This window comes from Streptomyces sp. NPDC051563, from assembly GCF_044454225.1.
Lineage (GTDB): Bacteria > Actinomycetota > Actinomycetes > Streptomycetales > Streptomycetaceae > Streptomyces.
This window is the reverse complement of record NZ_JBITDL010000007.1, coordinates 163,215-175,163: the sequence shown is the minus strand read 5'-3', so window position 1 is coordinate 175,163 and position 11,949 is coordinate 163,215. Positions and strand designations below refer to the sequence as shown.

At 71.4% G+C, this 11,949-nt stretch carries 9 protein-coding genes; 6 read left to right on the top strand and 3 right to left on the bottom strand.

Annotated elements, in window-relative coordinates:
* Positions 1-85: 85 nt before the first annotated feature.
* The 3 genes from ACIA8F_RS11130 to ACIA8F_RS11120 all read left to right on the top strand — a co-directional run bounded on the left by ACIA8F_RS11130 (position 86) and on the right by ACIA8F_RS11120 (position 4,127).
* Positions 86-952, top strand: coding sequence for a FadR/GntR family transcriptional regulator (locus ACIA8F_RS11130; RefSeq protein ID WP_399378080.1), 867 nt, complete (start codon positions 86-88; stop codon positions 950-952).
* Positions 953-1,429: 477 nt separating this feature from the next.
* A complete protein-coding gene (locus tag ACIA8F_RS11125; RefSeq protein WP_399378011.1) occupies positions 1,430-3,037 on the top strand; it encodes an RNA polymerase sigma factor in 1,608 nt (535 codons plus the stop codon).
* Between the two features lie 130 nt (positions 3,038-3,167).
* Complete coding sequence (locus ACIA8F_RS11120) at positions 3,168-4,127, top strand: serine protease (RefSeq protein ID WP_399378010.1); 960 nt, start codon at positions 3,168-3,170, stop codon at positions 4,125-4,127.
* Positions 4,128-4,234: 107 nt separating this feature from the next.
* Here the strand turns inward: ACIA8F_RS11120 and ACIA8F_RS11115 are convergent, their stop codons facing one another.
* Positions 4,235-4,471, bottom strand: coding sequence for a hypothetical protein (locus ACIA8F_RS11115; RefSeq protein ID WP_399378009.1), 237 nt, complete (start codon positions 4,469-4,471; stop codon positions 4,235-4,237).
* Between the two features lie 446 nt (positions 4,472-4,917).
* On the opposite strand from ACIA8F_RS11115, the gene ACIA8F_RS11110 reads away from it, so the two are divergent.
* The 3 genes from ACIA8F_RS11110 (at position 4,918) to ACIA8F_RS11100 (ending at position 9,353) form a co-directional block, all read left to right on the top strand.
* A complete protein-coding gene (locus ACIA8F_RS11110) occupies positions 4,918-7,038 on the top strand; it encodes a type IIA DNA topoisomerase subunit B (protein ID WP_399378008.1) in 2,121 nt (706 codons plus the stop codon).
* Positions 7,039-7,215: 177 nt separating this feature from the next.
* Positions 7,216-7,764 carry a DUF485 domain-containing protein gene (locus ACIA8F_RS11105; RefSeq protein ID WP_399378007.1) on the top strand — a complete coding sequence of 183 codons (549 nt, stop codon included), beginning with the start codon at positions 7,216-7,218 and terminating at the stop codon, positions 7,762-7,764.
* A complete protein-coding gene (locus ACIA8F_RS11100) occupies positions 7,761-9,353 on the top strand; it encodes a cation acetate symporter (RefSeq protein WP_399378005.1) in 1,593 nt (530 codons plus the stop codon). The genes ACIA8F_RS11105 and ACIA8F_RS11100 overlap by 4 nt, the downstream gene beginning before the upstream one ends.
* Positions 9,354-9,378: 25 nt before the next feature.
* Here the strand turns inward: ACIA8F_RS11100 and ACIA8F_RS11095 are convergent, their stop codons facing one another.
* Together ACIA8F_RS11095 and ACIA8F_RS11090 are read right to left on the bottom strand one after the other, a co-directional pair.
* Positions 9,379-10,140: a response regulator gene (locus ACIA8F_RS11095; RefSeq protein WP_399378004.1), complete on the bottom strand. Its 762-nt coding sequence runs from the start codon at positions 10,138-10,140 to the stop codon at positions 9,379-9,381.
* Entirely contained in the window at positions 10,137-11,768 is a 1,632-nt protein-coding gene (locus ACIA8F_RS11090) for an ATP-binding protein (RefSeq protein WP_399378003.1), read from the bottom strand. Before ACIA8F_RS11090 ends, ACIA8F_RS11095 begins: the two co-directional genes overlap by 4 nt.
* Positions 11,769-11,949: the final 181 nt, after the last annotated feature.

Sequence of the window (11,949 nt, the reverse complement as noted above, 5' to 3'; positions counted from 1 at the left end):
ACCCTTTCGTGTGCTTTTCACCAAAGACCTCAAGGGTCACGGAGACACGGCCGACAAAAGATTCGTGAGTACCCTTGCGCACACCATGATGACCGCCGCCCGCCATGCCGATTCCGGCCTCGCCGGCGCGGGCGAACTCGACCGCTACCCCTACCCGGAGGCCTCGGGGGCCGACCGGGTGGGAGTGCCCCACTGGGACGGATCCGACGTCGAGTTGAGCCGGGTCGGCCGCCGCGCCGCAGGCAGCCGCGGCCGCGGACTGCACGGCCAACTCGTCCAACAGCTCGGCCAGATGATCGTTTCCGGTGACCTCGGTGCGGACCGCCCGCTGGTCCCCGAGGAGATCGGCCAGCGTTTCGAGGTCTCCCGCACCGTCGTCCGCGAATCCCTGCGGGTCCTCGAGGCCAAGGGCCTCGTCAGCGCCCGCCCCAACGTCGGCACCCGGGTCCGCCCGGTCGCCGACTGGAACCTGCTCGACCCCGACATCATCGAGTGGCGCGCCTTCGGCCCGCAGCGCGACGACCAGCGCCGCGAGCTGGGCGAGCTCCGCTGGACCATCGAGCCGCTGGCCGCCCGCCTCGCCGCCGGCCACGGCCGCCCGGAGATCCAGCAGCGCCTCGCCGACATGGTCGAGATCATGGGACACGCCCTCGGGCAGGGTGATTCGATCACCTTCGCGCGTGCGGACAACGAGTTCCACGCCCTGCTCATCCAGGTCGCGGCCAACCGCATGCTGGAGCACCTCTCCGGCATCGTCTCCGCCGCCCTGCAGGTGTCCGGCAGTCCCATCACCGCCTGCGACCGCCCCAGCGAGACCTGCGTCGCGCACCACGCGCGCATGGTCGAGTGCCTCGCCGCCGGCGACGCGGTGGGCGCGGAGAACGCCATGCGCCAGCTCCTGACGGTGCATCCGGAGGTCGAGCGCGTGGTCCCCGCCCCGCGCGAGCACTGACGGACCGCAGCGCGAGGGCGTGGGCGGGCCGGTGGGCTGCCGGTCCCGGGCGCCACGCCCGGACGGGGTCCGGGCAGGGCCCGGCGGCAGCGGAGTCCGGCTTCCCGCCGGGGTTCTGAGCGCCCCGGCCGGTTGCCGGCTCCGCGCCGCGGCCGCCGGGACGCCGATTCCGGGGAGCTGTCCGGCCCGCGAAACGGGGCGTGTTCGGGCACACCGGACGTGCAGAAATAACGGGATGACCGGCATGGCATCGATCGGGGTGTGACTCGGGCCACGAAGATTGGGCGTAACGCTCAGCGAGGTCACGCGATGACCTAAGAGGTGATGGCCGACGGAGGGAAGACAGCAGCCCTTGGGGGTGCTGTGCAGCTCCCCGGCCCCTGCCCGCGCCCCCGGCCCATCCCCAGTCGGTGGTCGTCGGCTCCGGTCCAGCACCACCAGGCCGGGGTCGGAAGCCGTTTCCATCGTTCCGAGAGGTTGTTCGTGTCGGCCAGCACATCCCGTACGCTCCCGCCGGAGATCGCCGATTCCGAGTCTGTGATGGCGCTCATCGAGCGGGGCAAGGCCGAGGGGCAGATCGCCGGCGATGACGTGCGTCGGGCCTTCGAGGCTGACCAGATTCCTGCGACCCAGTGGAAGAATGTTCTGCGCAGCCTCAACCAGATCCTCGAGGAAGAGGGTGTGACGCTGATGGTCAGTGCCGCGGAGTCGCCCAAGCGCGCCACCCGCAAGAGCGTCGCAGCGAAGACCCCCGTCAAGCGGACGGCCACCGAGCCCGTCGCCAAGAAGGCGGCGGCCGGGACGACGGCCGCGCCCGCCGCGGCCGCACCGGACGCGGTGGCCGGGGCGGCGGAAGCGCATCCCGTCGGTTCCGACACCGCCGACGCCCTCGCGGAGGGGACCGCGACCGAGCCCGCCGCCAAGAAGACGGCGGCGAAGAAGACGGCTGCGAAGAAGGCCGCGCCCGCCAAGAAGACCGCGGCGAAGAAGACGGCGGCGAAGAAGACCGCCGCCAAGAAGGACGCCGACGACGCGGGCGACGAGGAGTCCGGGGAAGACGGTCCCGCGGCCGCCAAGGCCGAGTCCGAGGACGAGGAGGAAGGCGCCGAGAGCAAGGGCTTCGTCATCTCGGACGACGAGGACGACGCTCCGGCCCAGCAGGTCGCCGTGGCCGGCGCCACCGCCGACCCCGTCAAGGACTACCTCAAGCAGATCGGCAAGGTTCCCCTCCTCAACGCCGAGCAGGAGGTCGAGCTCGCCAAGCGCATCGAGGCCGGACTCTTCGGCGAGGACAAGCTCGCCAACTCCGACAAGCTGGCGCCCAAGCTCAAGCGCGAGCTGGAGATCATCGCCGAGGACGGCCGCCGGGCCAAGAACCACCTGCTGGAGGCCAACCTCCGCCTCGTGGTCTCCCTGGCCAAGCGCTACACCGGCCGCGGCATGCTCTTCCTGGACCTGATCCAGGAGGGCAACCTGGGTCTGATCCGCGCCGTGGAGAAGTTCGACTACACCAAGGGCTACAAGTTCTCCACGTACGCCACCTGGTGGATCCGGCAGGCGATCACCCGCGCCATGGCCGACCAGGCCCGCACCATCCGCATCCCGGTGCACATGGTCGAGGTCATCAACAAGCTGGCCCGCGTCCAGCGCCAGATGCTCCAGGACCTGGGCCGCGAGCCCACCCCGGAGGAGCTGGCCAAGGAACTCGACATGACCCCCGAGAAGGTCATCGAGGTCCAGAAGTACGGCCGCGAGCCGATCTCGCTCCACACCCCGCTCGGCGAGGACGGCGACAGCGAGTTCGGCGACCTCATCGAGGACTCCGAAGCGGTCGTCCCGGCCGATGCCGTGAGCTTCACGCTCCTGCAGGAGCAGCTGCACTCGGTCCTCGACACGCTGAGCGAGCGCGAGGCGGGCGTGGTCTCGATGCGCTTCGGCCTCACGGACGGCCAGCCCAAGACCCTCGACGAGATCGGCAAGGTCTACGGGGTCACCCGTGAGCGCATCCGCCAGATCGAGTCGAAGACCATGTCGAAGCTGCGCCACCCGTCCCGGTCCCAGGTGCTGCGCGATTACCTCGACTGATCCCGGCTGATCCCGGCTGATCCCGACCGGGGCGCGGCGACGGGTCGCCGCCGGTGGCCGCGCGGGTGCGCACGGCCACCGGGCGTCCCACTCTGAGTGGAGTCATGCACACTCGGAGTCAGGAGGCCTCATGCGTCGTCCCTTTGCCCGTGTTCTGGCGGGAGCGCTGACCCTGGCGGCAGGAGCGGCGGCGGCGCCGCTCTTCCAGGCGCCGCGAGCGGCCGCGGACAGCGTGGTGATCGGCGGAACGCCGGTGAAGGTGGCCGACGCCCCGTGGGTGGTGGCCCTCGCCAGCCGTGACCGGTTCGGGGGTACGCGCGGCGGCCAGTTCTGCGGAGGCGTCCTCGTCGCCCCGACCAAGGTGGTGACCGCGGCCCACTGCCTGGGACGCCAGGTGCTCGGAGGTCCGGTCGACTCGGTCCGCGACTTCCGGGTGATCACCGGGCGTACGGAGCTGCGTGCCGGCGAGGGCCGGGAGATCGCGGTGCGGTCCGCCCGGGTGAACCCGGCCTACGACCCGGGCAGCAATGCCGGGGACCTCGCGGTGCTGGAGCTGGCCGAAGCCGTGGCCGCGCAGAACGTGCTGCCGATGGCCGGCTCCGGGCACCCGGCGTACGGGGCCGGCACCGAGGCCGCCGTATACGGGTGGGGCGACACCAGCGGCTTCGGCGACTACGCCTACGCACTGCGGGCCGCCAGGGTGACGGTGCTCGCGGACGAGGTGTGCGGGCGGGCCTACCCGGGAGACGCCGACGGTCAGTACCGGGCCGACTCCATGGTGTGCGCGGGGGACCGCGAGGGCGGCAAGGACGCCTGCCAGGGGGACAGCGGCGGCCCCCTGGTGGCCCAGGGGCGGCTGATCGGGCTGGTGTCCTGGGGGCGCGGCTGCGGGCGCGCGGACAGCCCCGGGGTGTACACCCGGATCGCACCGCTGATCGGTTTCGTCGCCGACTCCGTCAGCGGCCCGGAGGCGGCCCGCGGGGAGCTTGGCCGTCCTGGTGCCCGTGGAGAGCTGGGGGTGGGCGTACGCCCCGCTCAGGGGCCCGGGAGGGGCCTCGCGGCGGGGGACCGGACCGCGCCGCGGCGCTGAACCCCGTCCGGACATGAGGACGGGCGGTCCCTCTGGGTCTCAGAGGGACCGCCCGTCGACCGGCTGCGCCGGTCCTGGCTCGTCGGATGCGAGGTCTAGGCCTTGTGTCAGCGGTCCTCGTGGTCGGCGGCACTGGCCGCCGGAGCGGACGTAAGCCGCTCGGTCTCATCCTGTATTTCCGCGGCGATCTTCTTGAGTTCCGGCTCGAACTTGCGTCCGTGGTGGGCGCAGAAGAGCAGTTCACCGCCGCTCAGCAGGACGACGCGCAGATATGCCTGGGCGCCGCAACGGTCGCATCGGTCAGCGGCCGTCAGCGGGGTCGCGGGTGTCAGAACAGTAGTCACGTCGCCTCTTCTCTAGCTCGACGAGCTGTCGTACCAGGGTCAACATCCAACCAGGCCGAAAACGTTCCCGCTCGCGGCTTTTCCTCGAAACTTCCTTCCGAAGCTGGCCGGCCGTTGCCGGTTGGCGGCGAAGGAGCCGTATTGCGTTGCTTTACGGTTTCGCGTTGTCAGGTCGTTCGCTTGTCGCAGTTCTGCCCTCTCCGGCTGAGTGCCGGTTGTTCATGAGGACGTGCCCGAACACTAAATGGTTCATGCGCGGAAGGGAACGTGATGTTTGCTTCACCCTCACGGGGGATCGAACATGCGTGCGGACCTGCACTAGGCTGGTGAAGGGGCTGGGATGGCGTTGCATCGGCTCTACCAGGCCTCGGTACCCTTCCAACGGCAACCGAGCCACCACTGCGCCCGACCGGGCCAGAAAAGAAATTCAGCGAGGAGCGAACTGCGTGACCGCCGACACGTCCGTGCCTTCCAGCGCACTGCTGACCGGAGCAGACCGGGACGGCTCCAACTACACCGCGCGGCACCTGCTCGTCCTCGAGGGCCTCGAGGCCGTCCGCAAGCGCCCCGGCATGTATATCGGCTCCACCGACAGCCGGGGCCTCATGCACTGCCTCTGGGAGATCATCGACAATTCCGTCGATGAGGCCCTGGGCGGCTACTGCGACCACATCGAGGTGATCCTCCACGAGGACTCCTCCGTGGAGGTCCGCGACAACGGCCGCGGCATCCCCGTGGACGTCGAGCCCAAGACCGGCCTCTCAGGCGTCGAGGTCGTCATGACCAAGCTGCACGCCGGCGGCAAGTTCGGCGGCGGCTCCTACGCGGCCTCCGGCGGCCTGCACGGCGTCGGCGCCTCCGTCGTCAACGCCCTCTCGGCGCGTCTGGACGTCGAGGTGGACCGCGGCAGCGCGACGCAGGCCATCAGCTTCCGCCGCGGCGTCCCCGGCATGTTCACCGAGCAGGGCCCCGACAGCCCCTTCGACCCCGCCAACGGCCTGCGCAAGGGCAAGCGGATCGCCAAGGGCAAGACGGGCACCCGCATCCGCTACTGGGCCGACCGGCAGATCTTCCTCAAGGACGCCAAGCTCACGCTGGACACGCTCTACCAGCGCGCCCGCCAGACGGCCTTCCTCGTGCCCGGCCTGACCATCGTGGTCCGCGACGAGCGAGGCCTGGAGGGGGCCGGCAAGACCGAGGAGACCTTCCGCTTCGACGGGGGCATCAGCGAGTTCTGCGAGTACCTCGCCCAGGACAAGGCGGCCTGCGACGTCCTGCGCCTGACCGGCACCGGCACCTTCAAGGAGACCGTCCCGGTCCTCGACGACCGCGGCCACATGACCCCCACCGAGGTCACCCGCGAGCTCGGCGTGGACATCGCCCTGCGCTGGGGCACGGGGTACGAGACGAACGTGAAGTCGTTCGTGAACATCATCGCCACCCCCAAGGGCGGCACCCACATCTCGGGCTTCGAGCGCTCGGTCACCAAGACCGTGAACGAGGTGCTGCGCTCCGCGAAGCTGCTGCGCGTCGCCGAGGACGACGTGGTCAAGGACGACGCGATGGAGGGCATGACGGCCGTCGTCACCGTCCGCCTCGCCGAGCCGCAGTTCGAGGGGCAGACCAAGGAGGTGCTCGGCACCTCGGCGGCCACCCGGATCGTCGCGGCCGTCGTCGCCAAGGAGCTCAAGGCCTTCCTGACCTCCACCAAGCGGGACGACAAGCAGCAGGCCCGCTCCGTCATGGAGAAGATCGTCGCGGCCGCCCGGACCCGGATCGCGGCCCGCCAGCACAAGGAGGCGCAGCGCCGCAAGACCGCGCTGGAGTCCTCCTCGCTGCCCGCCAAGCTGGCGGACTGCCGCAGCGACGACGTGGAGCGCAGCGAGCTCTTCATCGTCGAGGGCGACTCGGCGCTCGGTACGGCCAAGCTAGCCCGGAACTCGGAGTTCCAGGCACTGCTGCCCATCCGCGGCAAGATCCTCAACGTCCAGAAGTCCTCGGTCTCGGACATGCTCAAGAACGCCGAGTGCGGGGCGATCATCCAGGTCATAGGAGCCGGGTCGGGCCGGACCTTCGACCTCGACGCCGCCCGATACGGGAAGATCGTCCTGCTCGTGGACGCCGATGTGGACGGCGCGCACATCCGGTGCCTGCTGCTCACGCTCTTCCAGCGCTACATGCGCCCGATGGTCGAGGCGGGCCGGGTCTTCGCCGCGGTGCCGCCGCTGCACCGGATCGAGCTCGTCCAGCCGAAGAAGGGCCAGGACAAGTACGTCTACACGTACTCGGACAACGAGCTGCGCCAGACCCTTCTGGAGTACCAGCGCAAGAACATCCGGTACAAGGACTCGATCCAGCGCTACAAGGGCCTCGGCGAGATGGATGCCGACCAGCTCGCGGAGACCACGATGGATCCCCGGTTCCGTACGCTGCGCCGGATCAACATCGGCGACCTGGACTCGGCCGAGTCGGTCTTCGACCTGCTCATGGGCAACGAGGTGGCCCCGCGCAAGGAGTTCATCACCAGCTCCGCCGCCACCCTGGACCGCTCGCGCATCGACGCCTGACCGGACCGGGAGACCACCGGGGGATCCCCGGTGGCACTTCCGTGGCACTGGCACACCGGTGCTCTTCACTCCATCACCTGATGGAGTGAAGAGCACCGGGACACCAGTCCGGAAACCGTTTCTCCCGCACATCCTTGTGGGCACGCGGCCACTGCGGCGGCGGACAAGGAGAGTTCGGTGGACAAGCACGAAGGTCGTGATGCCGGAACGATCCGGCTGGACGACCCCTGGTACGACGCACTGGCCGTCGGTTGGGGCGAGGGCGAGAGTGCCGGCGCAGGCGAGGGGCCCGGTGGAGCCGCGGGCGGCGGAGCGGAATCGTCACCGCCGACTTCGTCCCCGGACGGGGCGCCCGCGCGAGCGGCGTCCGACATCTACCTCGAAGTGCAGCGCAGCGCCGCCTTCCAGGAGGTGCGCGGCCGCTACCGGAGGTTCGTCGTCCCCGCCACCCTCGGATTCTTCCTCTGGTACGTCGCCTACGTGATCGCCGCCACCACGGCGCCCGGCATGATGGCCCGGCCCGTGTTCGGCTCCGTCAACGTGGCCCTCCTCGCGGGCCTCGGCCAGTTCCTCAGCACCTTCCTCCTGACCTGGGCCTACGCCCGCCACGCCCGGCTGCGGCGCGACCGCGCGGCGCTGGACCTGCGCTGGACGGTCTTCGAGCAGGAGCAGGTCCGCAGGGCGGACGCCGGGGAGAACACCCGGGGACGGGGGGCGGGCCGGTGACCACCGAGCACCAGACGCTCGCGCTGCTCCTGTTCAGCGTCTTCATCGCCGTCACCCTGGGCATCACCACCTGGGTGAGCCGCAACCGGCACGGTTCGGCAGAGGAGTTCTACGCGGGCGGGCGACTGTTCTCCCCGATGGAGAACGGATTCGCCATCGCGGGCGACTACATGTCCGCCGCTTCCTTCCTCGGGATCTCCGGGCTCATCGCCCTCTTCGGCTACGACGGCCTGCTGTACTCGGTGGGATTCCTCGTCGCCTGGCTGGTCGTCCTGTTCCTCGTCGCCGAACTCGTCCGCAACTGCGGCCGGTTCACCCTCGCCGACGTGGTCGTCGCCCGCATGAAGGAGCGGCCGGTGCGGATCGCCGCCGGGACCTCCTCGGTGGTCGTCTCCGTGCTCTACCTCGTCGCGCAGATGGTCGGCGCCGGCAGTCTCGTGGGGCTGCTGCTCGCCGATTCCGGCCGCTCCGCGCGGACGCTGACCGTCATCGGGGTCGGCGCGCTCATGGTGATCTACGTGTCCTTCGGCGGCATGCGCGCCACCACCTGGATCCAGATCGTCAAGGCCGTGCTGCTGATGGGCGGGGCGATCACCCTGACGCTGCTCGTGCTGCTGCGCTTCCACGGGAACTTCGACCAGCTGCTGAGCAGCGCCGCCGAGCGCAGCGGACACGGCGACCGGTTCCTGGGCCCCGGGCTCAAGTACGGCGGCGACTGGACGGCCCGCTTCGATTTCATGAGCCTCGGGCTCGCCCTGGTCCTGGGGACGGCCGGGCTGCCGCACATCCTGTCCCGCTTCTACACCGTGCCCACGGCGCGGGCGGCCCGCCGGTCGGTGGTGTGGGCGATCGGGCTGATCGGCTGCTTCTACTTGATGACCATCGTGCTCGGATTCGGCGCGGCGGCGCTGCTCGGACCGGAGGAGGTCCGGGCCTCCAACGCCTCGGGGAACACCGCGGTTCCGCTGCTCGCGGCCTTCCTGGGCGGCGGGGCCGACTCGACCGGCGGCGCCGTGCTGTTCGCCTTCGTGGCGGCCATCGCCTTCGCGACCATCCTCGCGGTGGTCGCGGGGATCACCCTCGCCTCCTCGGCCTCCGTCGCCCACGACCTGTACGCCTCGCTCAAGCGCCGGCACGCCCGGCAGCGCAGCGAGGTGGCGGTGGCCCGGGCGGCGGCCGTCGGGATCGGGGCGGTGGCGATCGCGCTGGGTCTGCTCGCCCAGGACCTGAACGTGGCCTTCCTGGTGGGGCTGGCCTTCGCGGTGGCGGCCTCGGCGAACCTGCCGGTGCTCCTGTACTCGCTGTTCTGGCGCGGGTTCACCACGCGGGGGGCCGTCTGGTCGGTGTACGGGGGGCTGCTCCCGGCCGTGCTGCTGGTGGTCCTGTCCCCGGTGGTCTCCGGCAGCCCCGAATCCCTTTTCCCGGGCGTGGACTTCCAGTACTTCCCGCTCCAGAACCCGGGCATCGTGTCCATCCCGCTGGGCTTCCTGGCGGGCTGGCTGGGCACCGTGACCTCGGCGGAGGAGCCGGACGAGCGGCGGCACGCGGAGACCGAGGTCCGTGCGCTGACGGGCGCCGGGGCGGTGTAGGGCCGCGCCGGCCGGGCGGCCGGAGTCAGCCGGTCGTGGGCGGCCGCCAGGCGTAGCGGTGTTCCGGGCGGCCCGTTTCGCCGTACCGCAGGGCGAGGACGACGCGGCCGGCGCGGTCGAGGAGCTTGAGGTAGCGCTGGGCGGTCTGGCGGCTGATGCCCGCGCGGTCGGCGACCTGCTGGGTGGAGAGCGGGCCTTCGGCCGTGCGCAGGATTCCGCGGACCAGGTCGGCGGTGGTGGGGGAGTGGCCCTTGGGAAGGTCGGTCGGGGCGTCGGCGCCCGCCGCGGCGAGGGCGCCGAAGATCCGGTCCACCTCTGCCTGTTCGGCCTCGCCGCCCGTGTCCAGGGTGCGGCGCAGGGCCCCGTAGGCCTCCAGGCGGGTGCGCAGGCCGGCGAAGGTGAAGGGCTTGACCAGGTACTGGAGGGCCCCGAGGCGCATCGCGGTCTGGACGGTGGCCAGGTCGCGGGCGGCCGTCACCATGATCACGTCGGTGTGGTGGCCGCGCTCCCGCAGGCGCCGGACCAGGTCGAGGCCGTTCTCGTCCGGGAGGTAGTGGTCGAGGAGGATCAGGTCCACGGGGCGGGAGTCGAGGAGCGCCAGGGCCTGCGCCGCCGAATGGGCCCGGGCCGATACGCGGAAGCCCGGCACCTTGGCCACGTAGGCGGCATTGATCCGGGCGACCCGCACGTCGTCGTCGACGACCAGCACGTCGAAGTCGCCGGGCGTGCCGGGCGTGCCGGGCGTGGTGACGGTGCTGAAGGCGCCGGAGGCGTCGGCGGCGCTCATCGCAGGGCCTCCGGGAGGACGACCGAGAATTCGGCCCCGCCGTCCGCGGCCTCGCCGGCCCGGACCGTGCCGCCCTGCCGTTCGGCCAGCCGCCGCACCAGGGCGAGGCCGAGCCCGCGTCCGCGGTGGGCCCCGGCCCGGGGCTGCTTGGTCGACCAGCCCTCGGTGAAGATCTCCTCGCGGCGCGCCACCGGGACGCCGGGGCCGCTGTCGCGGACCCGGAGCACCGCCGTGCGGCCGTCGGCCCGGATGTCGACCTCGACCAGCGGCGCGGAGGAGCCGACCGCGGCGTCCAGCGCGTTGTCGACCAGGTTGCCGAGGATGGTGACCAGACCTCCCGGGTCGACGAGGCGGTCGGGCAGCAGAGCGGAATCGGCCAGCCGCAGGGGTACCCCGCGCTCGGCCGCGACAGTGGCCTTGCCCATCAGCAGGGCGGCGAGGAGTGGGTCGTGCACCCGCTCGGTGACCTGCTCGGTGGTGCTGCGGTGCACCCCGACCACCTCCGTGACGAACTCGGCGGCCTCCTCGAACAGGCCCAGTTCCAGCAGGCCGAGGAGGGTGTGGAGCCGGTTGGCGTGCTCGTGGTCCTGGGCGCGCAGGGCGTCGATCAGGCCCTTGGTGGAGTCGAGCTCGCGGCCCAGGTGCTCCAGCTCGGTACGGTCGCGCAGGGTGGCCACGGCTCCGCCGTCCTCGGTGGGCATCCGGTTGGCGACCAGGACCCGGGTGCCCTGGACGGTGAGCAGATCGCGGCCGGTGACCCGGCCGGTGAGGACCTCGGTGGTGCGGCCCGGGCCGAGCACCTCGTCCAGGGCGCGCCCCGTGGCGGCGCCGGCCGCCTCCGGCGCGAGGCCCAGCAGCCGGGCCGCCTCGTCGTTGACCAGCCGGATCCGGCCGGCCGGGTCGAGGGCGATCACGCCTTCGCGGATGGAGTGCAGCATCGCCTCGCGCTCGGCGAGGAGGCCCGCGATATCGGAGAAGGCCAGGTCGCGGGTCTGCCGCTGGATCCTGCGCGAGAGGAGATAGGCGGCGAGCGCGCCCGCCGCGAGGGCGCCGCCGGCGTACGCGAGCAGGCCCGGGATGGCGCCGAGCAGGCGGCCCTGGACGCTGTCGTAGGCGATGCCGACGGACACGGCGCCGACGATCTCGCCGTCGGCGGCGAGCAGGGGGACCTTGCCGCGCGCCGAGCGGCCCAGGGTGCCCTCGTCGATCTCCATGACCTCGCGGCCGGCCAGCACGTCGCCGGGGTCGGTGGAGACGTGCCGCCCGATGCGGTCGGGGCTCGGGTGCGAGCGGCGGATGCCGGCCAGGTCCAGGACCACCACGTACTCGGCGCCCGTGGCCGAGCGGATCCGCTCCGCGGAGGCCTGGACCGGGCTGTCCGGGGAGGGGGCCGAGCCGAGGAGGCCGGCGGCCAGGGAAGGGTCGGCGGCGGCGCTCTGGGCGATGGCCAGGGCGCGCCGCATGGCCTGGTCGTCGAGCTGCGCGCTGAGCGGGGCCAGGAAGAGACCGGTGGCCAGCGCGAGGACGCCGGCGGCGATGGCCAGCTGCGTCAGCAGGATCTGGGAGGCGGCCCGCCGGGGCAGCCCGAGGCGCCGCTTGCTGGTGGGGAGGAACCGCAGGGACCGCATGAGTAGGAACGGTAGGCCGGTTCGGACGTAAGCGGAATGTGGCCCCCTCACGCAAATCGCTTGCGTTATTTGCGCCCAGCTTGCGCAAGCAATGACGGCATGAAAGTGCTGTCAGGGATGTAGACGACTCGGCAAAGCTCTGCAACTCTCGCACCGAACATCGCAAATTCCTATCTCCCAT